Source organism: Paraburkholderia bengalensis (assembly GCF_037126505.1).
In the GTDB taxonomy this organism is placed as follows: Bacteria; Pseudomonadota; Gammaproteobacteria; order Burkholderiales; family Burkholderiaceae; genus Paraburkholderia; species Paraburkholderia bengalensis.
Genome location: NZ_JACFYJ010000034.1, coordinates 25,858 through 52,078, shown reverse-complemented (window position 1 = coordinate 52,078; position 26,221 = coordinate 25,858). Strand labels below are relative to the sequence as shown.

Below are 26,221 nucleotides of genomic sequence, written 5' to 3'. Positions count from 1 at the left end.
AGAGATAGTCATGGCATTTGCAAACAAGACGGCGCTGGTCACGGGTGGCAACGGCGGCATCGGTTTCGCGGCGGCGCGCCTCTTGATCGCGCAGGGCGCGCGCGTGGCGATCACGGGCCGCGACCAGAAAAAGCTCGATGAAGCCGTGGCCGAACTCGGCCCGAACGCGCTCGCGATCCGCGCGGACCTCAATGAGCAGGCCGGTATCGACGAAGTGATGAAGGTCGTCGCCGACAAATTCGGCAAGCTCGACGTGCTGTTCGCGAACGCAGGCGTGAGCGGCGCGACGCCCGTCGGCGGCACGACGATCGAAAAATTCGAATCGATCATGCGCACCAACGTCACAGCCGTGTTCCTGACCGTGCAGGCAGCCGTGCCGCTGATGGGCGAGGGCGGCGCGATCGTGTTGAACGGCTCGGTGATGCGCCAGCTGGGCGCGCCGGGCTCGTCGGCTTATTCGGCGTCGAAGGCGGCGATTTCCGGCATGGCGCGCGTGCTGGCGTCGGAGCTGGTGACGCGCGGCATTCGCGTGAACACGGTCATTCCCGGCGGCACGCGCACGTCGATCTGGACGCGCGGCGACCGCCAGGGCGCCTCTCTCGACGCCACGGAAACGGCGCTCAAGCCGATGATCCCGATGGACCGCTTTGCCGAAGCCGAAGAAGTCGCGCAGGCAGCCGTGTTCCTCGCATCGGACGCGGCGTCGGGCATGACGGCGGCGGAGATCGTCGTCGACGGCGGCAACACGGGCGCGCCGATGGGGGCGCCGGCTTTCCGGCGCTAAGCGAGGGCGCGGTTATCCGTAAGGCTCGGTAGAGCACGTGCCAAAACATAAAGGGCGATCCGCAGCCATGCGGCTGCTGCCATCGCCCTTTTCGTCGAGATGCGCGTGTCGAGCTTGCGCGTGACCTGTCAGGCCATGCCCGTCACGATCGCCGCGACGATCGAGCCGAGCACCAGCACGGCGCCGATCGTTCTGCGCCGGTTCAACTGGGTCCACAGCAGCACGCCCGTCAGCGACAGCAGGATCACGCCGCCTGCGAACGTGTCGATCAGCAGCACCCAGCCGACGCTCAGGCCCACGCCTTTGTGCAGATTCGTGAGCGTGGCGAGGAAGGTGTTGGCGCTGCGTTTGACGCTCACATAATCGTTGCCGACCCAGTATTCCACCTGCGTGCTTTCGCCCGGCGACGCAAACGACACCTGCCAACGCTCCGGCTGCACTGCCTTGCGATCGCCCCACGCGACGGGGTGCGAGGGCTCTTTCTGCATGCGCCCCGGCTTGCCGTCTACCTTGAGTTCCTGTTTGAGCCACCTGGCGAGATCGCGCGGCGATTCGGGCGCGGGTTGCGGCAGCTTCACCTGCAACGATTCGACCTGCGGCTCGCCCGTCGATACGCGCAGCGGACCGCCGCGATGGTTCAGCAGAAAGCCGCTCGTACCCATCAACAGGCCGAGGGCCGCGCCCCACAGGCCGATCCAGCTATGGACCTTGCGCAGCCATTTGATGAATGTGACGCGGCGCGACGCGGACGGCGTGCCATTGCCGCGCGTGGCGGGATCGATCGCAACGGATTCGGGTGTGTTCACAGGTCGCTCCAGGGGGCAATACAGCGTGCGGTACCAACTGACCTCAACCGACGCCAAACGGCATGCGCGCGCGTCAAGCCCTGAAAGGCATTGACGATGCGCGTCGTGCTGCGGGACGGAGTGACCATCGCGGGGGATGCGATGGCGTTGGCTGGCTTGGCCGCTTTGCCCTGGAATGGGGCGTCGCAGTGGGCTGGCTATGCGATCAGACAAGGGTGCCTATGATTTCACGGCGTCGGGAAGGCCGCAATCCGCAGGCGCGATTTACAACACCGTCAATATTTCGACAGATTACGTAAGCGTGCCGAAGGCGCGTGCGCGCCGGCTCAGCGCACGGCCAGCCGGTAGACGGTCGTATGGCGATAGCGTGCGCCGGGCCGCAGGACGACATCTTCGAAAGCGGGCATGTTGATCTGGTTCGGGAACGCGCCTGTTTCGAGGCATAGCGCCGCGTGCTTGCCGTACGTCTTGCCGTTGCGCCCCGTGACGCCCGCCAGAAAATTGCCCGTGTAGAACTGCATCCCATTCGCGTCCGTCGATACCGTCAGTTCGCGTCCGCTCGCGGGATCATAGAGTGTGGCTGCCGTGCGCAAGGGCGTGGCGCCGTCGCGCAGCACGTAGCAGTGATCGAAGCCGCCCGCTCGCGCGAGCTGCGCATCCGGCCAGTCGAGCCGCGCGCCGATGGGCGCACCCGTGCGAAAGTCGAACACGCTGCCCGCCACGTCCCTTCGCTCGATGGGGATCATCGCGTCGTCGACGGCAAAGAATGCGTCGGCGTCGATCGAGATCACGTGGCCGCGAATCTCGGGCGCCGTGGTGAGGGCGTCGCCGGACAGATTGAAGTACGCGTGATTGGTCAGGCTGATGGGCGTGGGCGCATCGGATGTGGCGTCGTAGTCGATCGAGAGCGCGCCGTCGTCGTCGAGCGCGTAGCGCACGCTCGCCGTGACCGCGCCCGGAAAGCCCGCGTCGCCCTCGGGCGATTCGTGCGACAGCACCAGCGCGCCATCCACTTCGCGCGCGTGCCACAGCGCCTTGTGAAAGCCGCTTGCGCCGCCGTGCAGCAGGTTCTCGCCGTCGTTGCGGTCGAGCTGATACGTCACGCCGTCGAGCGTGAAGCGCGCCTGCGCGATGCGGTTCGCCCAGCGGCCCACCGTCGAGCCGAAATACCAGCGGCTCGCGAGATAGTCGGCGGGCGTGTCGTGGCCGAGCAGCACGTCGGCGACGCGGCCCGCGCGGTCGGGCGCATGCCACGACACGAGCGTCGCGCCGAGATCGCTGATGGTCGCGCGCATGCCGTGCGCGTTGCGCAGCGTGAACAGACGAATGTCGCCGAGCCCGGGCAACGTGCCCCAGCGATCGACCTGGACGCTGGGCGAAAAAGAGGTGTCGGTGCTGTGCATGTCGGCGAAATTCATGTCGTTCGCGGTTTGATACCAGATACGAAGTCAGGTTACGGCATTTGCGCCGATCGCGCAGCGTCCGATGCCGTTTGGGCTTGCAGTCGCTCCTGATACTCGCGCGGCGTGCAATCGAGTTCGCGGCGAAACACGGCATACATGTACTGCAACGACGTGAAGCCGCAGCGGATGGCGACTTCCGCGCTCGACAGATCCTGCTGCGCGAGCAGTTGCTTCGCGACGTCGAGCTTGTGCTTGAGGATCTCCTGATGCACGGTGCAGCCGAGCTCGCGCCGGAAGTATTCTTCGAGCGACGAGCGCGACACGCCGACATAATCGGCGACCTGTTCCGTCTTGATGCCCTGGCACGCGTACTGCCGTATGTAATGACGCGCGCGCATCACATACGGACTCGCGAGCGGCTCGTGCTTGGTCGATTCGCACACGTTGATGCCGACGGGCGGCACGAGAATGCGGCGCCCCGCGAAACGCGCGCCGCCGAGCATCTGATGCAGCAGGTGCGCGGCCGTGCGGCCCATTTCCTCCGTGCCCTGGATCACCGACGAAAGCGGAATGCGTGTGAGCGAGCGCGTCAGCGGATCGTTGTCGATGCCGATGATGGCGACCTGCTCGGGCACGGGAATCCCACTGATCAGACAGGCCTGCAACACCTGGCGCGCCCGCGCGTCCGTCACGGCGATGATTCCGACGGGCTTGGGCAGGCTTTGCAGCCATTGCGTGAGTTGTTCGCTAGCCTGATGCCAGACGGGCGCGCTGGTTGGCAGCCCGCGATGCACGTCGCCTTCGAGACCATCGGCTTTCAGCAGCGCGTTGAAGGCAAGTTCGCGTTCCTGCGCCCAGTGGTTGGTGGGCGATTCGGGCAGGCTGTAGAGCGCGAAGCGCTGCAGGCCCGCGCCGATCAGATGCTTGTAGGCGAGCGCGACCAGCTGCATGTTGTCGGTCGCGATGTACGGCAGATTGGGGGGATACCTGGCCGCGTCCTCATACGATCCGCCGACTGCTACGACGGGCAAATGCGAATCGGCAAGTGCTTCGCGGACGTTGGGATCATCGAAATCGGCGATGAAGCCATCGCCTTCGAAGCGCTCGATGCCGTTCAGCCGCGCACGAAAGTCTTCTTCGAGAAACAGATCCCACGCGACGCGCGTGGACAGCAGGTACTGGCCGATACCCGTGATGATCTCTCGGTCGTAGACCTTGTTTGCGTTGAAGAGCAACGCAATGCGGTGAGTACGGTGCATGGAGTCTCCTGCTGTTGTTTTTTGCGCCTTCGCGGCGCGGGCGTTGCCGTAGTGTGTTTGCCCGTTGCGCGGGCATCCGCTTTATCGCCTCGCGGCGCGGGCGTTGCCATAGTGTGTTGCCTTTTCCGCTGGCATCCGCGTTAGCGCCTCGCGGCGCAAGCGTTGCCCCTGTGCGGGGCGGCACCTACTTTTCTTTGCAGCGGCAAAGAAAAGCAGGCAAAAGAAAGCCGCTCACACCGCCAATCCTTGACACTTGCCCACGGGCTCTCAACGTCCCCGTGCTTCTTCCCTTCGCGTTCCAGATCAGGCCCGCAACCAACGCTTCGCAACACGCCTCACCCACTTCACACCGCCGCGTATCCACCCACACTTTCGAATGCCCAGGGCCCCCATGCGGCAAACTCTGTGTCGGCCTTCGTACTGCAAGAAACCGTCGCTACGCGACGGTTTCGGTCGGGCGCGCCATATACGCCGAGACAGCCTACACAGAGTTTGCCGCAAAACGACCGTAACCCTTCGACGCGACCCGCTGTTGTACGGGTGAATGAAGCGGGTGAGGCGTAGTACGAGGACGTTCGCAACAATACTGACCAGCACGTTATCGTTTGAAGTATGGGGACGTTGAGGGCCCGTGGGCAAGCGTCAAGAATTGGCGGTGTTAGCCCGCTTTCTTTGCTTACTTTCTTTGCGGCGGCAAAGAAAGTAACTGCCGCCCCGCACAGGGGCAACGCTTGCGCCGCGAGGCGCTAACGCGGATGCCAGCGTAAGGACAAACATACGCCGGCAACGCCCGCGCCGCGAAGGCGCCAACGCAGAGGCCAGTGAAAACCCTGGCAAAACCAACCCAAACCAACCCCAAAACCCAGCCCCCATTCTAGGCGCCGCCAGTCAACAAAAACCACCGCCATAAAGAATCACCACGACGGCTGGCGGATTTCGCAATTGCCGCGCACCTTCGCAAGCGGCAGCATGGCGTCACGTCAGGCAAAGGTCGATGCACTGATATCCAATGACAGGAGACGCGCATGTCGTACTTTGAACATTTGCCCACTGTGCGCTACGAAGGCCCGCAGACGGATAACCCGTTCGCTTATCGTCACTACGACAAGGACAAGCTGGTGCTCGGCAAGCGGATGGAAGATCATCTGCGCCTCGCGGTGTGCTACTGGCACACATTCGTCTGGCCGGGCGCCGACATGTTCGGGCCGGGCACGTTCGAGCGGCCCTGGCACCGCTCGGGCGATCCGCTTGAAAAGGCGCATGCGAAAGCGGATCACGCATTCGAACTGTTCGCGAAGCTCGGCACGCCGTTCTACACGTTCCATGACACCGACGTCGCGCCCGAAGGCGACAGCATCAAAAGCTATGTGAACAACGTCAAGGCAATGACGGACGTGCTCGCGCGCAAGCAGCAGGAAACGGGCGTCAGGCTGCTGTGGGGTACGGCCAATCTGTTCTCGAATCCGCGTTACGCGGCGGGTGCGGCCACCAATCCGAATCCTGATGTGTTCGCTTTCGCCGCAACACAGGTCCAGCAGGCGCTCGAAGCGACGCAGCGTCTGGGCGGCGAGAACTACGTGCTGTGGGGCGGACGCGAAGGCTACGAGACCCTGCTCAATACCGATCTCAAGCGCGAGCGCGAGCAGCTTGGCCGCTTCATGAGCATGGTCGTCGAGCACAAGCACAAGATCGGCTTCAATGGCACGCTGCTGATCGAACCGAAACCGCAGGAGCCGACCAAGCATCAGTACGACTACGATGTCGCGACCGTGCACGGCTTCCTGACGCAATTCGACCTGCAGGACGACATTCGCGTGAACATCGAGGCGAATCACGCGACGCTTGCCGGCCATTCGTTTCATCATGAAATCGCCAATGCGTTCGCGCTCGGCATCTTCGGCAGCGTCGACGCGAATCGCGGCGATCCGCAAAACGGCTGGGATACGGATCAGTTCCCAAATAGTGTCGAAGAACTGACGCTTGCGTTCTACGAAATCTTGCGGCATGGCGGCTTCACAACAGGTGGCATGAACTTCGACGCGAAAGTGCGCCGGCAGAGCATCGATGCCGAAGACCTTCTGCATGGCCATATCGGTGCCATCGACGTGATCGCCGTCGCGCTGGAGCGCGCCGCGCATCTCATCGAGTACGATCTGCTCGGCGCATTCAGGCAGCAACGTTATGCGGGCTGGGACACGGACTTCGGACGCAAGGTGCTCGCGGGCGGCTTCACGCTGGAGTCGCTGGCAACCGATGCATTGCAGCGGAACATCGCGCCCAAACATGTGAGCGGTCAGCAGGAGCGACTCGAGAACGTCGTCAATCAGGCCATCTATTCAACCCTGAAATGACAGTGCGTTGAGCCTTTTACACGGCTCGAAAAGAAAACGTTGGCAGCGCCGGTCGATGTCGCAATTGCTCCACCGGCGCGCACGGCACACGCTGTCGTGCGAAAAAAAAATGGGGCAGCTTTTCAACCGACGCCCGCGAGCACGTATTCGCGGCGCACCCTGAGGTTAAGACGGCGGTTCGATTCTCTCGCATTCGAAACTGCACGCAACCCTGACTGGAGTGAGACATGAAATCTGCAATGCGTCGTTCCGTATTGAGCTCCCTTGTCTGCACCGCGATGGCGGCGGGTCTGACGATGCTCGCGCCGCTCGCGCACGCGAGCAAGGACAAGCCTGAAATCGGCTTCTGTATCGACGATCTGCGCGTCGAGCGCTGGTCGCGCGACCGCGATTATTTCGTTGCGGCAGCAACCAAGCTCGGTGCAAAAGTCTCCGTGCAATCCGCCGACGCGAGCGAAGCGCGGCAGATTTCGCAGATCGAGAACCTGATCTCGCGCGGCGTCGATGTGATCGTCATCGTGCCGTTCAACTCGAAGACGCTCGGCAATGTGGTGGCCGAAGCGCACAAGGCGGGCATCAAGGTGGTCTCGTATGACCGGCTGATTCTCGATGCCGACGTCGATGCCTATATCTCGTTCGACAACGAGAAGGTCGGCGAGATGCAGGCGCAAGGCGTCTTCAATGCGCAGCCGAAGGGCAACTACTTCCTGCTCGGCGGCGCGCCCACCGACAACAACGCGAAGATGCTGCGCGAAGGGCAGATGAAAGTGCTCAAGCCCGCTATCGATCGCGGCGACGTGAAGATCGTCGGCCAGCAGTGGGTGCCCGAGTGGAGCGCGGCGACGGCGCTGCGCATCACGGAAGATGCGCTGACCGCGAACAACAACAAGATCGATGCGATTGTCGCGTCGAACGACGGTACGGCGGGCGGTGCGATCCAGGCGCTGGCTGCGCAGAAGATGGCGGGCAAGGTGCCCGTGTCCGGGCAGGACGCGGACCTTGCAGCCGTCAAGCGCGTGATCGCGGGCACGCAGACCATGACGGTCTACAAGCCGCTCAAGCTGATCGCAGGCGAAGCGGCCAAGCTCGCCGTCGATCTCGCGAAGGGCGACAAGCCCGCGTTCAACGCGAAGTACGACAACGGCAAGAAGCAGGTCGACACCGTGTTGCTGCAACCGACGCTGCTCACGAAGAGCAATGTCGATGTCGTCATCAAGGACGGCTTCTATACGCAGGCGCAACTGGCTGGCAACTGATCGCGGGCACGGGCGCTTCTTCGTCTTCGTGACGGGACGCGCCCGCGCATCTTTCATCCATCCAGGACATTACGTATGGCACAAGCGCTTCTGGAGATGCGCGGCATCGCCAAATCGTTTGCCGGAGTGAAGGCGCTCGACGGCATCGATCTCGTCGTCGCGCCCGGCGAATGCGTCGGACTGTGCGGCGAAAACGGCGCAGGCAAGTCGACGCTGATGAAGATTGTCTCCGCCGTCTATCCGCACGGCGAGTGGTCGGGCGAGATCCTCTGGGACGGCAAGCCGCTCGTCGCGCAGAACGTGCGCGACACGGAGCACGCGGGCATCGTCATCATTCATCAGGAACTGATGCTGGTGCCGCAGCTGTCGGTGGCCGAGAACATCTTTCTCGGCAACGAGATCACGCTGCCCGGCGGCCGGATGAATTACGCGGCCATGTATCAGCGCGCCGACGCACTGCTGCGCGAACTGAACATCACGGGCATCAACGTCGCGCAGCCGGTGATGAACTATGGCGGCGGACATCAGCAACTGATCGAGATCGCCAAGGCACTCAACAAGCAGGCAAGGCTGCTGATTCTCGACGAGCCTTCTTCGTCGCTGACGGCGGCGGAAACGAAGATTCTGCTCGACATCGTGCGCGATCTGAAAAAGCGCGGTGTCGCGTGCGTGTACATCTCGCACAAGCTCGACGAAGTCGAGGCCGTCTGCGACACGATCACCGTGATCCGCGACGGCAAGCACGTCGGCACGCAGCCGATGAAGCAGCTCACCACCGACGGCATCATCGCGATGATGGTCGGACGCGAGATCACGAATCTCTTTCCGCGCGAGCCGCACGACATCGGCGATGTGATTTTCGAAGCGCGCAATGTGACATGCCATGACGTGACCAATACGAGCCGCAAACGCGTCGACGATGTGTCGTTTGCGCTGCGCAAGGGCGAAATACTCGGCGTGGCGGGGCTGGTCGGCGCGGGACGAACGGAACTGATGCAGGCGATCTTCGGCGCGTATCCCGGCGTGAGCCACGCCGATGTGTGGATGCACGGCCGGCACCTGAAAATCCGCTCGCCGTCGGATGCGATCGCGGCCGGTATCGCGATGGTGCCCGAGGACCGCAAGCGTCACGGCATCGTGCCGCAACTGGGCGTCGGCCACAACATCACGCTCGCGGTGCTGCAGCGCTTTGCGAAAGGCGGGCGTATCGATACGGCTTCCGAGCTCGACACGATCAACGCGGAGATGAAGCGCCTGTCCGTGCGCGCCGCATCGCCGATGCTGTCGATCGCGAGTCTGTCGGGCGGCAACCAGCAGAAAGCGGTGCTCACGCGCATGCTGCTCACCGATCCTTCCGTGCTGATCCTCGACGAGCCGACGCGCGGCGTCGATGTCGGCGCCAAGTTCGAAATCTACAAGCTGATGTTCGCGCTCGCGAAGCGCGGCGTGTCGATCATCATGGTGTCGTCGGAATTGCCGGAAGTGCTCGGCGTGAGCGACCGCGTGCTCGTGATCGGCGAAGGCGAGCTGCGCGGCGATTTCGTCAACGACGGTCTCACGCAGGAACACATCCTCGCGGCCGCGATCGGTTCGAACGCGCAGGGCGCGGACAGCAAAGGCAACGACCCCACTCAACTGGCGAGCGTCGCATGACTCCTGATCTCACATCTTCCGAAAGCCACGCAAAACACGGCGCATCGCTCGCGTCAGGGCAGCGCATCAAGCTGCTGTTCGCGCGCTACAAGCTGCTGGCGCTGCTGCTTGCCGTGGCCGTCATCTGGGTGTTCTTTTCGTTCCTCACAGAGGGCGCGTTCGTCACGCCGCGCAATCTGTCGAATCTGCTGCGGCAGATGTCGATCACAGGGATGCTCGCGTGCGGGATGGTGTTCGTCATCATCTCGGGCGAAATCGATTTGTCCGTCGGTTCGCTGCTCGGCCTGCTAGGCGGCGTCGCGGCGATACTCGACGTCACCTATCACTGGCCGCTCGCGGCGACGCTGCCTGTCGTGATGCTGCTAGGGGTCGCCGTCGGGCTATTCAACGGCTGGTGGTCGACGTATCTGCGCGTGCCGTCGTTCATCGTCGGGCTGGGCGGAATGCTGGCGTATCGCGGCGTGCTGCTCGGCGTCACGGGGGGATCGACGATCGCGCCTGTCTCCGACAACTTCGTGTTCATCGGTCAGGGCTACTTGCCGCGCATTGCCGGCGACACGCTCGCGCTCGTGCTGTTCGTGCTGCTCGCCGCGCTCACGGTGCGGCAGCGGCAAAAGCGCCAGCACTACAAGCTGAGCGTCGTGCCGCTGTGGCAGGACGTTGTTAAGATCGTCGCGGCGGGGTTGATCCTGCTCGCGTTCGTCGCGACCCTCAACCGCTATGGCGGCATTCCCGTGCCGGTTCTGCTGTTGCTCGCGCTGCTCGGCATCTTCACGTACATCGCGACGCAAACGGTATTCGGACGGCGCATTTATGCCGTCGGCTCGAATCTCGAAGCGACGCGGCTGTCGGGCGTCAACACGAACCGCGTGAAGCTCGCAATCTTCGCGCTGATGGGGCTGATGTGCGCGTTCGGCGGGCTGATCAACACGGCGCGGCTCGCGGCGGGTTCGCCTTCGGCGGGATCGATGGGCGAACTCGATGCGATCGCGGCGTGCTTCATCGGCGGCACGTCGATGCGCGGCGGCTCGGGCACCGTCTATGGCGCGCTGATCGGCGCGCTCGTGATGGCGAGCCTCGACAACGGCATGTCGATGCTCGATGTCGACTCGTACTGGCAGATGATCGTGAAGGGCGGCATTCTCGTGCTCGCCGTATGGATCGACGTGATCTCCGGGTCCGAGCGGCGCTAGCGTGTCGAGCACGGCAAACGCACGGCCGTGGTGCGCTGCACCACGGCATGGCATCGGCGCGCTTCATTGAGGCGCGTGACAGCGCCCGGAAAAGGGCGCTTTTTGTTGGCGCGCCGATGCGGTCCGCTGCCTTCCCCCGAAAAATACAAGTACACCGGAAGCGCCCGCCCGGCGTGCGATTGCGCGTGACAGTCGCTCGCTCTGAGGCTTCGTTTCCCGTCGCCTTTGCGGCCAAAGACCGGCCGATGGCATAGCTATTGCGTTATCCGCCGCGAGGCCAACGGCGGCTTCAACGAATTCAGGTTTTTCACAGTCGCCCGTATATCGCGGGCGGACTCATGGGGCAACGGCGTCCCGAAGTGCAACGAGCGAGAAGTGCTCGATCCGTTCGATCGAGCGACGCGCGTGCGCTTCGGGGCGCTTTTTTTTTGCGCAAGCGATGAACGAGCAGATCACCACGCAACGCCTTGAGGTGTCGGCCCAGACGATCGGAGAGCTGATCAACCTGTCGGGCCGTCAACGGATGCTGTCGCAGCGCATCGTATTGCACGTGCTGCTCGCGTCGCGTGGACACAGCGAGGCACTCGCCGTCGCGCGCGAATGTCTCGCAATGTTCGCGTCGACGCACGCGGTGCTCGTGAAGGGCAACGACCATCTGCCCGGCGTGTTTTCGGATGCGTTGCAGCAGCTCTATTACGGCGCGCGCAAGGCGGACGAGCGCGTGAGGCACTTCATCGCGCTGACGGACGAGACGGCCGCGCAGGTCGAATCAGTCGAAGCGAACGGCGACGCGGCGCGAGCGCACGCCGATGCGCACGTCGATGAGCACGTCGATGCACTGGTCGCGCAGGCCACGCCGCTGCTCGAACTGCTGCAGGACATCACGCTTGCGTATCAGAACGAGATGCGCGGCATCGAGGCGGCCGCGCAGCGCCGTCAGGCCGCTATCGCCGAGCAACTGTCGAGCATTTCGATGCAGGCGAACATCGTCGCGCTGAACGCGCGCATATCAGCGGCGCGCGCGGGTTCGTATGGCCGCGAGTTCGCCGTCATCACGACGGTGCTCGCCGACATCATCAAGGAGATGGACACGCTCATTTATAGAGTCGTCGACAAGGACGCCGACGATGCGCCGCGCGGCGTTGGACGGACGTCCGCGCGCGCACGCATCGACGAACGCACCACGCATCGCGCTTTGCCTTAATGCCTTTCGCTTTCCGTACCAGTCCAGCCTTCGTTCCATGAGAGAGACCCATGAAAAACCTGCTGAATTCGCTTGCGAGCGGTAACTGGCGCGCGCTGCTCGCGTGCTTCCTTTACTTCGATACCGGCTTCACCGTGTGGGTCATGTTCGGGCCGCTCGCGCCGTTCATCAACAAGAGCATCGCGATGTCGCCCGCGGAACTGGGCTTCCTCGTCGCCGTTCCCGTGCTCGGCGCGGCGATCCTGCGCGTCACGCTCGGCAATCTCTATCAGGCGTGCGACGGACGGCGCGTCGCACTAATGGGCGTCGCGCTGTCGGCGATTCCTTCCGTCGTGCTGCTGCTGATGCCGGGCGCGCCGTCGTACACGCTGCTGCTGATTCTCGGCGTGTTTCTCGGCGTTGGCGGTGCGAGCTTCGCCGTCGCGCTGCCGATGGCGGGCAGCAACTATCCGCCGAAAGTGCAGGGCCTCGTGCTGGGGCTCGCCGCTGCGGGCAACATCGGTGCGGTGCTGGACGGCTTCATGTTCCCCGCGCTGGCGGATCATTTTGGCTGGGCGAAGGCGGCGGGCGCTGCGCTGCCACTGCTGGGGCTGGCCGCTGTCGCGCTGTTTTTCTGGGCGAAGGATCTCGGGCAGAAATCGGGCAGCGGTGTGCAGGCGTTGCGCAGCTTCATCGTGACGCTGGCGGGTCTCGTCGCGCTCGTGGTTGCCGTGCATGCTGGCGTGTTCGGCGCAGGCAAGACGGGCGTGCTGCTGCTGCCCGTGCTGGGCGCGCTGCTCGCGATTGCCGTGCTGCCGAAGCACTATCGCAGTGTGCTCGTCGAAGGCGATACCTGGGTCGTGATGCTGGTCTATAGCATCACGTTCGGCGGCTTTGTCGGGATGTCTTCCTATGTGACGACGCTGCTGATTTCGCTGTATCAGATGCCGCGTCTCGAAGCGGGGCTGTTCATGTCGCTCTTGGCGTGCATCGGTGCATTGGTGCGTCCCATCGGCGGGCTGGTCGCCGATCGTATTTCGGGTGTGCGCGCGCTGGTGATTCTGCTGGCGGCGATTTCGCTGTGCGATTTCCTGTTTGCTGCGTGGATGCCGCCTGTGTCGGCGGGTATTGCGTTGCTGATCGCGATGTATGTGTGCTTCGGTCTCGGCAACGGCGCGACGTTCCAACTGGTGCCGCAGCGCTGGAAGGGCAAGACGGGGCTGATGTCGGGGATCGTGGGGGCTGCGGGCGGTATCGGCGGATTTTATCTGCCCGTCATCATGGGGATCGCGAAGGAAGGCACAGGCAGCTATCAAATGGGCTTTGCGACCTTCGGCGTGCTGTCGGCGCTGGCCTTCGGATTGGTGGTGCTGCATCGCGCGCGCTGGCTCGAGTGGGCGCTGCCGAAGGAAAGCCATATGGTGGTCGAGCCGATTCGTGCGGGCGTGAGTGTGGATAGCGGGGTTTGATGCGCGTGTCGCACCGGCCACGCCGATGCGAGCAATGTGCGAATCGAGAGCGAGCGGTGACCGCGCTCACAGCGAAGATGCGCCGCGTCGGCGATCGTTGCGATGCGCGGTCCCGGTCTGTCACCCCGATCAAGACCGGACGCTTTCGTCGGGCTTCGGCCCGACGCTCTTTCCGCGCGTCAATACCGCGTGAGCCGGCTAGGTAGCGATATCGGCGAGCGCTTGCGACGCGGCGAAACCGCCTCGCGCACACAGCCATCGGTACGACCGCACAGGCCGCATTTAGACGGGTTCGAGACCTGCCGCTATGCGTTGCAACATCGCCATGTCACGAATGCGCAAGCGCCGCCCAATTCGCACGATGACGCCCTTGGCCTCGAGGGATTTCAGAACTCGCGATACCGTTTCGCGGCTGACTTTGGCAAGTGCCGCCACGGTCGCCTGATCCGGCATCTCGACAGCCGGCCACTCTTCCGGCTTGTGATCACGGATGGACGACGCGATCAACGCTGAGATTCTTGCGCCAGCGCGGGACAGTCCTTTCATGGTGTAGCGCTGGACCATATTGAACAGATCAGCCGACATCAGGCGGCTGGCGGAAAGGGCGATGGCCGGCGAACGCAGCAGCGTCACTGCGTGCGCCCGGCTCAGCGTGGCAACCGTGCAGGCGGTGACAGCGGCCATATTCCACGGCAATGCGGCGCGCTGGATGATGGTGGCCACCCCGAAGGTCTGTCCCGCGCTATAAGTGAGCATCGGAATTTCCCGTCCATCTTCGCCCGTGACGAAGGAGCGCAACTCGCCTTTCAGCAACATGAATATCGGTGAGTTCGTGTCGCCAGCAAATGCCACATATTCACCGGGTTTGAAGCGCGTGACGCGGACTAATGGCGCGGCAGATTTAATCTCTTCGTCGGTGGCGCATGAAAACAGCGCCTGTTCTCTCAGTAATTGATTCATTGTTTCTTCTTTCGTTATTTCTTTACCTCTGATGCGGGGCAAATTTTATGAGAAAGAAGGATCCATGTTGAATCTTTTGCGTTTCTTGCAACAGGTGCTGCGTCTGATAGTTTTTGCGCCACGTCGACGAATCGAGCACTCATTCGGTAGAAATTGCTTTATTCGGGTGCGTGTCGGTAGAAAATTCTACTCTGTCGGCGCAGGTGCAACACTATTTCAGTCGTGGAGATTTTAGAAGGTGGCTGCCATAACGAAAAACTTCACCAAAGAGTCAGGATTTATGCTATGTGGCCCTCTTACGCGCCGGAATATCGGGAAGATTTTCGGTACCGCGGGTTTGTATGGAAAACTGATTTATGCAGCCGACTTTTTAATAAGTAGTGTCGAATTTTAACCGTTAACCGATCGATTTAAAACGGAAGGCGTTTTATAAGGAAAACAGACTATGAGGGGGCCTTTTGGACCCCGGCGTATTTGACGCCCGCACGATATCTGCGACGGGTCGCCATCCGTGGCTCAAGCGTCTGGCGCATTGTGATCGCCGTCACATGTTGAAATGCCCGTCGACGATAGACTTGCCGCGCTTTGCGGTAACGGAAGCGTGGCAGCACGAATAGAAGCGGATGCACGCTCACCGCGGCGAGGTGTCAATCGAATTCCAAACTGCTCGCGTCGCATGCACGAGGCGGTCCGCCCACGCGACGCCAGCGCCCAGTATTCCTCGCGGTTATCAGAAAAACGCACCAGGCTCGGCGCGCTTGAACTCTCGCTGCAGCACGCGATCTTGTGCGCCATCGCGCGTGATTATTGCGGCCATTGCATGCCATTTCCCACTGCCTGTCTCACGGACTGTTGACGGTTGATCACACGATTTCGCGTTTTGTGAGCGCGATCACAATACGCCAGCGTAAGTCACCTGAAAATGCGTCGGCGTTTGACGTTGAAGGACACGCCGGACCTTGGGGGTTGGGTCAGCGCGGGGACCAATCACTTCAAGACGCAAACACGTGTATAAATAATTTCGGAGCTATCAATGGCTGCAGCACAATACTACGATCAGATTCAGAAGGCTTATATCGCCTACTATGGTCGTCCGGCTGACCCGGCAGGCCAGGACTACTGGGCGACGCAACTGGACAAGGCGGGCGGCAACCTGGACGTCATCATCAACGCGTTCGGCAACTCGGTTGAATCGACGCATCTCTATGGTGGGTCGAACACGGCAGCTCAGGTCAACGCGATCTATCAAACGCTGTTTCATCATGACGCTGATACGCCGGGCCTGAATTTCTACGTGCAAGGCATCAACAACGGCACGTACTCGCTGGCTTCGGTTGCTCTGAACATTTTCAACGGCGCAACGGGCACGGACGCATCGGCGCTCGCCGCGAAGTTCGCGTACGCGAACGCATTCACGTCGGCTGTCGGTCAATCGACGGCTGCTCAAATTGCATACACGGGCGACGCTGCTTCGAACAACGCACGCGCAGCACTGATGCCCGTGGTTGATTCGGCATCGGAAGCAACTGCCGCTGCGAGCATGTCGTCGACGATCGGCAGCATCGGCACCGGCGCGGTTTCGCAGACGTTCAACCTGACCAACGGCATCGACACGATCGTCGGCACGGCAGGCAATGACGTGATCAACGCAGCACTGACGACGGATGGTCACGACACGTTCACGTCGCTCGATAAGATCGACGGCGGTGCGGGCAACGACACGCTGAACCTGGTTTCGGCGACGGGCGATCTGAGCGGCGCAGCAGGTGCAACGGTGACGAACGTCGAAACGGTCAACCTGACCTCGACGGCTGCCATCACCAACGCTGATGTATCGGGCTGGAGCGGTGTGAAGACCCTGAACGTGGCTTCGGCTGCCGCTATTTCCGGCGTCGTTGCAGCAGCGACCACCGACATCAACGTGGCGAACGGCATGGCTGGCGTCGCAGTCGATGGCGGCAACAACGTCACGATCAACAACAGCAAGGTTGGCAACGTTGTCGTCGGCGGCACGACGGCTGCAGCTGGCAACGTGACGGTGACGAACTCGGCAGCCGGCGGTCAGATCCAGATCAACGCAGCAGGCACCGAAACGGCTACGGCTTCGAACGGCGCGATCCAATTCGTCGGCGGCACGAGCGTCAATGCAACGGCAGCAGGCGCTGTGTCGCAAGCTGATCAGGTCGCTCACGCGGCAGCACTCACGGCTGCGATCGCGGCAGACAGCGCAGCGGGCCTCGACACGGACGCATCGGGCAAGGCAAAGTTGGCTGCAATGGCCAAGGCGGCCGGTGTCGGCGCTCTGTCCACGGCAATCGCCGCAGCGACGAACTCGTCGGCAGACGCATCGACGCCGCTGTCGATCCAGGCAGCAACGACGGCTGCTTTCCACGCTGGCTTCATCACGGCAGCTGACAAGGTTGCAATCGACGCAGCATTCATCAACGCACTGGCAACGGGCACGCTGGCAGACGCGGTGAAGGCAGCGCAAGCTGTCGTGACGCCGCTGGCAACTGCAGCGACGGCCGCTAGCAACGCAGCGATCGCCGCAGACGCAGTGAACGACGCCAACGCCGCAGCTGCTCTGGCTGCTGCTAACAAGGTGTCGGCAGCTGATACAACGGCAGCAGGTAACGTCTCGGCAGTCAGCGTGACGGCTACCAACAACACGAACCTTGCTTCGGCAACCGTGACGGGCAACTACACGTCATCGAACAACATCGTCGACAACTCGACGCTGCACAACACGCTGACGTCGGTCACGCTGGACAACGCCGGTCTCACGAACATCCAAGGCCAGGCAGTTGCTAACGTGTCGGCTACGGGCATGTCGGCAAACGTGACGGTGAACAACGCGGCACTGAACCACGCTGAAACCTTCACCCTGAGCGGCATCACGGCTGGTACCTACACCGACGACAATGCTACGACGGTCAACATCGTCAGCAACGGTTCCGCGACCAACGTGCTGACGGGCCTGCATGCAAGCCTGGCAACAGCAGTGAACGTGTCGGGCGCAGCTGGTGTGAACTTCGGCGCGACCACGTTCGACGCAGCTGCTGTCATCAACGCAAGCCAGTCGAGCGGCACCAACACGATCGCGATCGGCGCAGGCCAGACCTACACGGGCGGCGCGGGCGCGGACATCGTCACGGCTGGTGCAGCACTGCAAACGAAGGCAGTCGACGGCGGCGCGGGCGCAGCGGACAAGCTGATCCTGACGGACGACGCTGCATTCGCAACGACGGGTGCTGCCCTGTTCAAGAACTTCGAAATTGCACAGATCAATAACGGCGTGACCGCTGATCTGAGCACGTTCACGAACTCGGCATTCACGTCGGTAGTGCTGCATGGCGCGAGCGTTGAAGTGGACGGCCTGACGGCAGCTCAAGCCGCGCACATCACGGTCGATCAGACCACGACGTCGGCGATCATCAACGTGGCAGGCGCAACGCAAGTCGGCCAGCTCGATACCGTCAGCATCACGGCGGACGACGGCCTGGCAACGACGAGCACGATCTCGCTCGGCGGTCTGCAAGTGGCTGGCGTTGAAACGCTGAACCTGAACGCAGTCGACAACCTGACGGTCGGTTCGTTGACGGGCGCAACGGCACTGACGAACGTCAACGTGTCGGGTGCAGGCGCTGTCAGCATCACGACGGGCGCTGTGGCACTGAACGTGAACTCGGTGATCGACGCTCACGCAGTGACGGGCACGGTGACGGTTGACGCTTCGGCCGCAACGGGCAACGGTCTGAAGATCATCGGTAGCGCGACGGCAGCTAACGTGCTGACCTCGAACGATCTGAAGAGCGTTCTGGTCGGCGGCGACGGCGGAGACACGCTGACGGGCGGTGCTGGCGACGACACGGTCTCGTCGGGCAACGGCAACAACCAGATCCACGGTGGTGCTGGTGCTAACACGATCACGGTCGGCAACGGCGACAACGTCATCGACGTTCTCGGTTCGGCAGGCGTGAACACGATCACGGCAGGCAACGGCTGGAACGTTATCTCGGGTGGTTCGGGCAACGACAAGATCACCGTCGGCACGGGCGGCAACCTGATCACTGGCGGCCTCGGTGCAGACACCATCACGTTCGGCGCACACGGTGCTGGCATCGTCGACGGCCTGAAGTACGCTGCGCTGAGCGGCGTTGGCACGAACGACACGGGTGCTGCGATCACGGCTAGCGGCACAGTCTCGGGCCTGGACATCGTCAAGGGTCTGCACGCAGGCGACACGATCGACCTGGGCGCAGCAGCAGGTGCAGTGTCGACCGATCTGGCTGGCACGTTCGCGCACGCGGTGGCAGCAGGCTCGGCAAGCGCCGACATCGTTCGCGGTACGTACGACGCTACGGCTCATACGTTCACGGCTTCGGCTACGGGCGCTGACTCGATGGTCCAGTGGGCGGATGCAACGGCTGGTCACGGCACGGCAGCCATCGTGCTGGTTGGCTACGCTGGCGCAGCGGCAAGCCACATCGACGCAAACGGCGTGATCACGCTGGGCTAATCACCCAGGCAATTTTCGCGAAAGCGAAAATTGCAGCGAATAGCGGACAACGGAACATCGTTGTCCGCCCGAAAGCCAGGCCGCAAGCCTGGCTTTTTTCGTGCAGCGACAAGAACATCCATCACATGCTGCGCCCAACAAGACCCGCATTCGGGGGAGTGCATGCCTGAAATACTGATACCCACAGGCCGCTGGAAAATCGCCGTCGACCCGGCAAGCGAGGGAGGTGCCGTCCGCCTGTCCGGCCGCGCGTTCTCCGACCGGTCGAACGCCGAACAGAAGATGGAGACCATCTATCTTACGCACGAGCAGGCGAGGGAACTGGTCGCGGGGCTGAACGCGGCGCTGCGTGAACTGGAGCTCGAGCGCAACGCGTCCGTCGCGCGCGCCGCAGAGGGCGGCGGATGGGACTATTCGCTGTCGGGAGCCTGACGCGCGGCACGATGATCTGATGACAGAGCCCGATACTTCCGCTGCCATGGCGATGAACATGATCGCCACCTCGCCCATTCCAGCCGACTCTTGGCATACGGAGTCCACGGCGCACAGCATCGCGTTGCATATCGCCGCTGGTTGCCGTGCAGACTCCAGGGCCGTCTATCACTTTTCGCTGCTTCCAGAGCAGGCGAGGCGGCTCATCAGGGACCTGAGCGCAGCCGTACTCGAGTCGGATCTGCAAAGATTACGCTGACCGGCCCGGCAGGAGCCTGCATGGCGCACGGTCGATAGCGCGCGTTCGTCGGTGACGGTGTGACGGCCGTCACATCGAAATCGCACTTTCACACCTACACTTCGGGTCTTTAGCCGTCGCACCGAATGCGCGCACTGCATTGTTGACTGGACGGCGCGATACTCGAAGTCCTCCATGCGCTCAGTCAATATCCCGTACGACGCCCGCCTCGATCATCTGAGAGCCGGCGCGGCACTGCTCGTTTTCCTCTATCACACGTTCCACGTGCTCTACGGGCACTGGCAGCCTTATCCGCACGCATTCCTGGCCGGCTGGCTCACAGAAGGCCATAGTGGCGTCGGCCTGTTCTTCGTGCTGTCCGGCTTTCTCTTCACGCGCATCGCGCAGGCGGCCCCGGCCATCCGTTGGGGCGCATTCATGAAGAACCGCCTGTTGCGGATATTTCCTCTCTTTGTGGTGATGTTCGTCGTTGCGACTTCGATCGGCCGCGACGAGTTCCGGCCCGCGGATCTTCTCTATCTGCTGACGTCAAACCTGGGCAATGCGCCGACTTCGAACTCGTTCATGACGGGCGCGGCCTGGACGATATCTATCGAGTTTTCGTTCTACATGCTGTTTCCGTTTCTCGCGCGCTTTGCCCTTCAATACGGCATCGGCTGGCTGGCGAGACTGATCCTGTTGTGGCTGCTGCTGCGCTGCGGCGCGTATTTCTTCAGTGCCCAATCCACCCATATGTACTACTCGACGCTGCTTGGCCGCTTCGACCAGTTTCTGGTCGGCATGGCGGCGGCGCTGGTGGCGCGGCGGGTTCCCATGCTGCGAGAGCAGCGACTGCACGGCATCTGGTGCGTGGTCGCGGCGGCGCTGGTCGTCGCATTGCTCGGCCTTCTCGCGCGCCATGCCAGTTATCAGCTGCCTCAGCCCAAGCAGCCCATATGGGCCGTCTGGGGGCTGGTCGAGGCGCTGATGTGGAGTGGGGTGATCGTCGCCTACACCAGCTGGCGCGGCGCCGTGGAAGGAGCCTTGGACAGGTTCCTGCGGATGATCGGCGAATCGAGCTATTCGCTGTACCTGTGGCACGGCATCGTGCTGTACCTGTTCGCGAAATGCGCGGGCGTCGCCTTCGAAGCAGTCAATTGGCGGATCGGCATGTGCGCGGCGATCGTGGTACTCCTTCCGTTGTGCCTGCTGGTCGCGCGCCTCAGCTACACGACGATCGAAAGACCGTGGCTGCTGATGCGTAGCCGCTACCACTAGCCGTCATATAAAAACGATGTAACTCGTCAAAGTGTGCGCGTACGCACAACTTGAGATGTGACCTTGCGATAAATTTCCGTGCAGGCGCCGGTCGTTCGAGATGTGGCATAACCACTCCGATCCGCCTCATTTCACGGAAGAACGTCATGGCTGTCACATCGAGGAAGAAGGGTAAAAATCAGCGCGGGGGCACACTCGTCCCCAATCATTGGGCAGCCGAGTGGACCGTCGAACCGGCCGCCACGGAAGGCTGGGTCAATGTCGCGCTCACCGTCAAACAGACGGACGATGTATCGACGACTCAACGAACGTACCGCTGTCTGCTCACTCGCGAGCGCGCGGGCCAGTTCATTCGCGAGCTGAACGAGTCGCTGGCAAAAGAAGCTACCAGCGACAACCTGGACGGCACGGCGGCGCTCGTGGCCGCCAGGGCCGAGTTGCAGGCGGGCGCGGCATCATCGGCATCGCCCGCCGACGACACCTACACGACGCTCGATCATTTTGCACTGGGTGCCTACGGGCTCGTGGGCAACTAACCCGCAGGCGATGCGTCAGGGCTTTACCGCGCCGACCGGCGCAACGGGCCTGCCGCGAACACACGGCAGTCGAGCACCTATCAACGCGTCTGGCCCAGCCAGGCGGCGTTCGCGAGCGCGGGTGCGGGATGCGGGTTCAGGTGCAGGCGCTCCGACATAACGTAACCCGTACGTTTCGCGTTCTGCTGCGCTGCGCTTGAGACGCCGACATTGCCGTTGGCGGGCACGAACCATTTCGAAACGTCGTACAGATCGTTCGCTGTTAGGATGCCCGCTGCCTTTCTCAGTTGCAGCGTCGCGAGCAGATACTGATAGCGCGCCTTCGCCAGATCGCGTCTGGACTGATACAGCTGCTGTTCAGCCGTCAGCACGTCGAGATTGGTCCGCACGCCAGCCTGCACACTCTTGCGGGTGGCCGTGATGAGCAGCGTAGCGGATTCCACTGCCTGCTCGAGCGCATCGATGCGCGTCTGACTGCTCACGCACACGTTGTACTGCTTGCGTACGTCGAGCAGCACCTTGTCGGTCTTGTCCTGCAGGATGAACTGCTCACGCTCGTAGTTGGCCTTGGCTTGATGGGAACTCGCCGAAACGAGGCCGCCCGAATAGAGCGGAATCGTTATCTCGACGCCAACGGACTTCGTCGTATAGCGTGTTCCGATCGTGTTCACGGAGTCGGACTGGTTGCGCCCCATGCTCGCCACGATGTCGACGCGGGGATAGAACCCGGCTCTCGCCACTTCGACCTGCTGACGCGCCGCTTCGACCGTATGCCGCTCCGCGATCAGGTCTGCGTTGCTGTCGAGCGCGATGTCGTGCCATTGATCGAAGTCGCCCGCAGGCGCAACGTCGGGCTTGTATTTCTCGGTCAGCGTGTCCAGGTTGCTGGCGTCCTTGTCCACGCTCAGTCCAGTGAGCGCTTCGAGCGTATGCGCCATGTTGTCGACGTTGTCGCGTGCGTCCACCACATCGGCACGCGCGAGTTCGGCCTTTGCCCGCGTTTCGAGAATGTCCGTGCGCGTTCCTTCACCATTGCGAAAGAGCGCTTCGTTGCTGGCGAGCTGTTCGTCGAACGCCTTCTGTTGCGCCAGCGCGAGCGCCAGCTGATCGAGCGCGTAAGCCGTGTCGGTGTACGCCGTCAGCACGCGTACGAGCAGTTCTTCGCCATGACCGGCAAACGTCGCGTCGGAGGCCAGCGCCAGCGCCTTGCCATAGCGGTAGCGTGCGATGCCTTCATAGCTGAAGAGCGGCTGGCGCAGCGAAATTCCCGTCGAGTAGGCCCGATATTGCTGGTCGGTGGTCTGTGGCTCCCCTGGGTAGAGTTGCCCGAGCTGGGTCGTTCGTGTCCAGTCGCGGTAATTCGCGTAATTGGCCGACACGTTCGGCAACAGATAAGAGAGGCCAATCGCCCGGTTCGCTTCGCCTGCATCGCGCTCCTTGATGGCAGCCGCGTAGACCGGGTCGTGCGTGAGCGCCGCATCGTACGCTTCGGCAAGGCCGAATGCATGCGCGGGCGCGGCTGCGCCGAACGCCAGCGCGACGCAGATAGCCACGGAAAGACGGCGCAAGCGCGCGTTGACACATCGCGGCGTGCGCCGCGCATTCTTTGCAATCGACTTCACTGCGTCAATCCTCCGTCAGCGCCGTATTAGCGCGATCGACGATCGGCTTGAGCAGATAACTGAGCATCGAGCGCTCGCCTGCCTTGACGAAAACCTCGACGGGCATGCCGGGCTTCACGTCGTAGTGCGCCAGTTCTTTCATGCCTTGCGCGGAGACTTTGACGCGCAGGCGGTAGAACGGCGTGCCGTTGCGCTCGTTCACGAGCCGGTCGGCCGAGACGAACGATACGGTTCCGGGGATGCGCGGCGTGGTGTTCTGGTTGAAGGCAGTGAACATCATGTCCACGGGCATCGCGTCGTGCACCTTGTCCACCAGGTTGACGGGCAGTTCTGCCTCCACTTCGAGCGGTTCGCCGCTGGGCACGACTTCCATCAGTTTCGCGCCCGCCGCGATCACGCCGCCGTTCGTGAAGACATTGACGCCGATCACCGTGCCGTCGACGGGTGCGCGAAGCTCGGTATTGTCCACTTCGAAATCGATCGCGCTTAGCTTGCTGCGCAGTGCGCTCGTGTCCCGCTCGACGTCGGTGAGCTGCGTGCGGACTTCCTTCATGTAGTCTTCCTGCTGCTGCGCGATGCGCAGCCGCGCTTCGGCAATCTGGCTCGCCAGCTGGGCCGAGTTGCCGTATTGCGTGGCGATCTGGCTCTGGATGCGCGCGTCCTCGCGTTCGAGATCCTGCAGCTTGGTGCGCGGCACGTAACCTTCGCTGGCAAGCTGCCGCACGTTGGCGAGCTGGTCGCTCAGCACTTTTTGTTCTGCCTGCTTCTGCTCGCTCGCATCTTTCGAACCGACGAGCTGCGCGCCGTAGCCCGACATCGTCTGGCGCAGCGCGCCAATCGACGACTGCAATGCCGCGCGGCGCGAGTTCAGCAGTTCCTGCTGCAGCCGCATGTCGCCCTCGACCTGCGGATTGTGCGCGGCAGCCGCCTTGAGAAGTTCGTCGGGAAAGACGATTGTTCTTGCGCCCGTCGCCTCGGCTTCCAGGCGCGCGCGCACAGCCAGTTCGCTCAGATATTGCGTTTTGATGGTCGCCTGCTGCGCGCGGGCCTGCACGGCGTTCATCCGCACGAGCACCTGGCCGGCTTTGACCACGTCGCCGTCGTGCACGAGGATATCTTCGACGATTCCGCCCGTCGGGTGCTGGATCTGCTTGCGGTTGCCGGTGACGACGACCGTGCCCTGAACAGGAACGCCCTTGCTGAGCGGCGCGAACGCGGCCCACAGCAGGGAGCCGACGACACCGACGAGAACGATGGTCCAGCCGACCTTGACGTAGCGCAGCTCGTCGGTCTGGATTTCTGGCGGCAACGACGTGCCGAGTACTTCAAGCGCGGGTGCGCCCGCTTTTTTGCTTGCTGGATTGAACATGATGATTCTCGAGGTCAGGCCGTGGAGTCGGCGGTCTCGACGGAGGAGGGCTGGGCTTGCGTGGGCTGCGGCGCTGCGGCGGCAGGAGCGGCCTGCTGCGCGGGTGCTTTCGATAACGTGGCCATCACATGCGCCGTCGGGCCGTAGAGACGCAATTGCCCTTCGACCAGCAGCAGCAGCTTCGTGGTTGCCGCGATGATGCTGGTGCGGTGCGTGATCAGAATGACGGTCTTGCCGGCCTGGCGCAACAGGTCGATCGCATGCTTGAGCGCGGCTTCGCCCGTTTCGTCGAGGTTCGAGTTCGGCTCGTCGAGCACGATCAGCGCGGGGTCGCCATACAGCGCGCGAGCGAGACCGATGCGCTGTTTCTGGCCCCCCGAGAGGCCCGAGCCACCGTCACCGACGGGCGTGTCGTAGCCTTGCGGCAACCGCAAGATCATGTCGTGGACACCTGCGAGGCGCGCGGCCTCGATGACCTTCGCGGAATCGATCTGCCCAAAGCGTGCAATGTTCTCGGCGATCGTGCCGCCGAACAGTTCGATATCCTGCGGCAGATAGCCGATGTGCGGTCCGAGTTGGTCCTTGTTCCACTGATAGATGTCCGCACCATCGAGACGCACCGTGCCGAGCGCGGCGGGCCACACGCCGACGAGCAAGCGGGCGAGCGTCGACTTCCCAGAGGCGCTCGGACCGATCACGCCGACCACATCGCCTGCCTCGATGGCGAAATTGAGGTTCTGCAGCACGGGCACGCGAATACCCGGCGGAGCGGCGCTCACGCCTTCGAGCGTCAGATTGCCTGACGGCGCCGGCAGCGTCATGCCGATGCGTCGCGCCGGATTGGCGTCTAGCAGTTCGGCCAGCCGGTTGTAGGCGCCCTTTGCGCCGTTCCACTGGCGCCACACGGAAATCACCATCTCCAGCGGGCTGAGCGCGCGGCCCATCAGGATCGAACCCGCGATCATCATGCCCGAGGTCACCTGGCCGCGAATCGCGAGCAATGCGCCGAGACCGAGCACGAGAGACTGCAGCGACAGGCGCACGAACTTGGTGACGTTGCCGACCAGCGCGGCCTTTTCGCTCGCTTCGGCCTGGCGTGCGAGAAAGCCGGTGTTGAGCACCGACCAGCGCGACAGCAGATCGGGCAGCATGCCCATTGCTTCGATAACCTGAGCATTGCGCAGATTGCTCGTCGCGAGCGCTGTCGAGCGGATCGACAGCTGGGTTGCATCGGCGAGAGGTTGTCGCGATACGCGCTCGTTGACCACGGCCAGCACCACGAGAATGGCCGAACCTGCAACCGCGAACAGACCGAGCCACAAGTTGAACGCGAAGATCACGATCAGATAGACAGGGAACCACGGCGCATCGAAGAACGCGAACAACGCATTGCCCGTCACGAACTGGCGGATCGTCGTGAGGTCGTTGAGTGACTGGCCCGCATTCACACCTTGCCGCTTGAGGTTGGATTCGAAGCTTGCCGTATAAACACGTGAGTTCAATTGCATGTCGAGCTTCGCGCCGACACGGATCACGATGAAGCTGCGCACATACTCGAGCGCAGCCGACAGCCCGTACATACCGAGCATCATCAGCGTGAGCATGGCGAGAGTCACGCCGTTGCGGCTCGGTATCACCCGGTCATACACCTGCAGCATGTACAGCGACGGCACCAGCATCAACAGGTTGATGAACATGCTGAAGATGCCTATCGTGCGGAACACGCGCTTGTAGCCCAACAGCGCCTGCACGATCTCATTCGTTGGAAGTTTTAAATTCGTTGTCATTTCCTGACGCCCGCGTCGTACGGGTATGGTCTCTTTCTCGCGCGACTGGTGGTTCGCCGCCTTTTTCAAGGTGAAGTCGCAATAGTGTCCACCCGCGAGGCGCCATTCTGCGGTAACGGCAAG

Annotated in this window: 18 protein-coding genes; 11 read left to right on the top strand and 7 right to left on the bottom strand. The window is 62.6% G+C overall.

Annotated features, from left to right (window positions below; translation table 11 throughout):
* Nucleotides 1–10: 10 nt before the first annotated feature.
* Nucleotides 11–784 carry an SDR family oxidoreductase gene (locus H3V53_RS20605; RefSeq protein WP_336599538.1) on the top strand — a complete coding sequence of 258 codons (774 nt, stop codon included), beginning with the start codon at nucleotides 11–13 and terminating at the stop codon, nucleotides 782–784.
* Between the two features lie 128 nt (nucleotides 785–912).
* Here H3V53_RS20605 and H3V53_RS20600 read toward each other — a convergent pair whose 3' ends face one another.
* From H3V53_RS20600 to H3V53_RS20590, 3 genes are all read right to left on the bottom strand, one after another.
* Complete coding sequence (locus H3V53_RS20600; protein ID WP_419539526.1) at nucleotides 913–1,590, bottom strand: PepSY-associated TM helix domain-containing protein; 678 nt, start codon at nucleotides 1,588–1,590, stop codon at nucleotides 913–915.
* Between the two features lie 326 nt (nucleotides 1,591–1,916).
* Nucleotides 1,917–3,008 carry an aldose epimerase family protein gene (locus tag H3V53_RS20595; protein ID WP_336599537.1) on the bottom strand — a complete coding sequence of 364 codons (1,092 nt, stop codon included), beginning with the start codon at nucleotides 3,006–3,008 and terminating at the stop codon, nucleotides 1,917–1,919.
* Between the two features lie 35 nt (nucleotides 3,009–3,043).
* Nucleotides 3,044–4,252, bottom strand: a complete 1,209-nt coding sequence (locus H3V53_RS20590; RefSeq protein ID WP_336599536.1) for a XylR family transcriptional regulator — start codon at nucleotides 4,250–4,252, stop codon at nucleotides 3,044–3,046.
* A gap of 1,025 nt (nucleotides 4,253–5,277) precedes the next feature.
* On the opposite strand from H3V53_RS20590, the gene xylA reads away from it, so the two are divergent.
* The 6 genes from xylA to H3V53_RS20560 all read left to right on the top strand — a co-directional run bounded on the left by xylA (nucleotide 5,278) and on the right by H3V53_RS20560 (nucleotide 13,357).
* Entirely contained in the window at nucleotides 5,278–6,603 is a 1,326-nt protein-coding gene (xylA, locus tag H3V53_RS20585) for a xylose isomerase (RefSeq protein WP_336599535.1), read from the top strand.
* 227 nt (nucleotides 6,604–6,830) lie between these two features.
* On the top strand, nucleotides 6,831–7,859 hold the full coding sequence (xylF, locus tag H3V53_RS20580; protein ID WP_336599534.1) for a D-xylose ABC transporter substrate-binding protein: 1,029 nt from the start codon (nucleotides 6,831–6,833) through the stop codon (nucleotides 7,857–7,859).
* A gap of 75 nt (nucleotides 7,860–7,934) precedes the next feature.
* Nucleotides 7,935–9,512: a D-xylose ABC transporter ATP-binding protein gene (gene xylG / locus H3V53_RS20575; RefSeq protein WP_336599533.1), complete on the top strand. Its 1,578-nt coding sequence runs from the start codon at nucleotides 7,935–7,937 to the stop codon at nucleotides 9,510–9,512.
* The gene (locus tag H3V53_RS20570) at nucleotides 9,509–10,705 is read left to right on the top strand and encodes an ABC transporter permease subunit (RefSeq protein WP_054919307.1); all 1,197 of its coding nucleotides are present in this window, start codon (nucleotides 9,509–9,511) and stop codon (nucleotides 10,703–10,705) included. Before xylG ends, H3V53_RS20570 begins: the two co-directional genes overlap by 4 nt.
* Nucleotides 10,706–11,144: 439 nt before the next feature.
* Entirely contained in the window at nucleotides 11,145–11,909 is a 765-nt protein-coding gene (locus H3V53_RS20565; protein ID WP_336599532.1) for a type IV pili methyl-accepting chemotaxis transducer N-terminal domain-containing protein, read from the top strand.
* A 50-nt stretch (nucleotides 11,910–11,959) separates the two neighbouring features.
* Nucleotides 11,960–13,357 (top strand): MFS transporter, encoded by a 1,398-nt coding sequence (locus tag H3V53_RS20560; RefSeq protein WP_336599531.1) that lies wholly within the window; start codon nucleotides 11,960–11,962, stop codon nucleotides 13,355–13,357.
* A gap of 282 nt (nucleotides 13,358–13,639) precedes the next feature.
* On the opposite strand, the gene H3V53_RS20555 is transcribed toward H3V53_RS20560, so the two are convergent.
* Nucleotides 13,640–14,317 (bottom strand): Crp/Fnr family transcriptional regulator, encoded by a 678-nt coding sequence (locus tag H3V53_RS20555; protein WP_336599530.1) that lies wholly within the window; start codon nucleotides 14,315–14,317, stop codon nucleotides 13,640–13,642.
* A 1,033-nt stretch (nucleotides 14,318–15,350) separates the two neighbouring features.
* Here H3V53_RS20555 and H3V53_RS20550 point away from each other — a divergent pair.
* The 4 genes from H3V53_RS20550 to H3V53_RS20535 all read left to right on the top strand — a co-directional run bounded on the left by H3V53_RS20550 (nucleotide 15,351) and on the right by H3V53_RS20535 (nucleotide 21,320).
* Nucleotides 15,351–18,836, top strand: coding sequence for a beta strand repeat-containing protein (locus H3V53_RS20550; protein WP_336599529.1), 3,486 nt, complete (start codon nucleotides 15,351–15,353; stop codon nucleotides 18,834–18,836).
* Nucleotides 18,837–18,998: 162 nt separating this feature from the next.
* A complete protein-coding gene (locus H3V53_RS20545) occupies nucleotides 18,999–19,268 on the top strand; it encodes a hypothetical protein (protein ID WP_336599528.1) in 270 nt (89 codons plus the stop codon).
* 433 nt (nucleotides 19,269–19,701) lie between these two features.
* Nucleotides 19,702–20,784: an acyltransferase family protein gene (locus tag H3V53_RS20540; protein ID WP_336599527.1), complete on the top strand. Its 1,083-nt coding sequence runs from the start codon at nucleotides 19,702–19,704 to the stop codon at nucleotides 20,782–20,784.
* 146 nt (nucleotides 20,785–20,930) lie between these two features.
* Entirely contained in the window at nucleotides 20,931–21,320 is a 390-nt protein-coding gene (locus tag H3V53_RS20535; protein WP_336599526.1) for a hypothetical protein, read from the top strand.
* Nucleotides 21,321–21,400: 80 nt separating this feature from the next.
* Here the strand turns inward: H3V53_RS20535 and H3V53_RS20530 are convergent, their stop codons facing one another.
* Genes H3V53_RS20530 through H3V53_RS20520 form a run of 3 tightly spaced genes read right to left on the bottom strand, consistent with a single transcriptional unit; the run spans nucleotide 21,401 to nucleotide 26,062 of the window.
* Nucleotides 21,401–22,942: a TolC family outer membrane protein gene (locus H3V53_RS20530; protein WP_336599525.1), complete on the bottom strand. Its 1,542-nt coding sequence runs from the start codon at nucleotides 22,940–22,942 to the stop codon at nucleotides 21,401–21,403.
* A gap of 4 nt (nucleotides 22,943–22,946) precedes the next feature.
* A complete protein-coding gene (locus H3V53_RS20525) occupies nucleotides 22,947–24,311 on the bottom strand; it encodes an HlyD family type I secretion periplasmic adaptor subunit (protein WP_336599524.1) in 1,365 nt (454 codons plus the stop codon).
* A 14-nt stretch (nucleotides 24,312–24,325) separates the two neighbouring features.
* Nucleotides 24,326–26,062, bottom strand: coding sequence for a type I secretion system permease/ATPase (locus H3V53_RS20520; protein WP_419539525.1), 1,737 nt, complete (start codon nucleotides 26,060–26,062; stop codon nucleotides 24,326–24,328).
* Between the last annotated feature and the right edge of the window lie 159 nt (nucleotides 26,063–26,221).

Excerpts from the sequence above, each read along its gene's own strand:
- H3V53_RS20605 (WP_336599538.1), top strand. The coding sequence starts at position 11 with ATGGCATTTGCAAACAAGACGGCGCTGGTCACGGGTGGCAACGGCGGC.
- H3V53_RS20595 (WP_336599537.1), bottom strand. The coding sequence starts at position 3,008 with ATGAATTTCGCCGACATGCACAGCACCGACACCTCTTTTTCGCCCAGC.
- H3V53_RS20590 (WP_336599536.1), bottom strand. The coding sequence starts at position 4,252 with ATGCACCGTACTCACCGCATTGCGTTGCTCTTCAACGCAAACAAGGTC.
- xylA (WP_336599535.1), top strand. The coding sequence starts at position 5,278 with ATGTCGTACTTTGAACATTTGCCCACTGTGCGCTACGAAGGCCCGCAG.
- xylF (WP_336599534.1), top strand. The coding sequence starts at position 6,831 with ATGAAATCTGCAATGCGTCGTTCCGTATTGAGCTCCCTTGTCTGCACC.
- xylG (WP_336599533.1), top strand. The coding sequence starts at position 7,935 with ATGGCACAAGCGCTTCTGGAGATGCGCGGCATCGCCAAATCGTTTGCC.
- H3V53_RS20570 (WP_054919307.1), top strand. The coding sequence starts at position 9,509 with ATGACTCCTGATCTCACATCTTCCGAAAGCCACGCAAAACACGGCGCA.
- H3V53_RS20565 (WP_336599532.1), top strand. The coding sequence starts at position 11,145 with ATGAACGAGCAGATCACCACGCAACGCCTTGAGGTGTCGGCCCAGACG.
- H3V53_RS20560 (WP_336599531.1), top strand. The coding sequence starts at position 11,960 with ATGAAAAACCTGCTGAATTCGCTTGCGAGCGGTAACTGGCGCGCGCTG.
- H3V53_RS20555 (WP_336599530.1), bottom strand. The coding sequence starts at position 14,317 with ATGAATCAATTACTGAGAGAACAGGCGCTGTTTTCATGCGCCACCGAC.
- H3V53_RS20550 (WP_336599529.1), top strand. The coding sequence starts at position 15,351 with ATGGCTGCAGCACAATACTACGATCAGATTCAGAAGGCTTATATCGCC.
- H3V53_RS20545 (WP_336599528.1), top strand. The coding sequence starts at position 18,999 with ATGCCTGAAATACTGATACCCACAGGCCGCTGGAAAATCGCCGTCGAC.
- H3V53_RS20540 (WP_336599527.1), top strand. The coding sequence starts at position 19,702 with ATGCGCTCAGTCAATATCCCGTACGACGCCCGCCTCGATCATCTGAGA.
- H3V53_RS20535 (WP_336599526.1), top strand. The coding sequence starts at position 20,931 with ATGGCTGTCACATCGAGGAAGAAGGGTAAAAATCAGCGCGGGGGCACA.
- H3V53_RS20525 (WP_336599524.1), bottom strand. The coding sequence starts at position 24,311 with ATGTTCAATCCAGCAAGCAAAAAAGCGGGCGCACCCGCGCTTGAAGTA.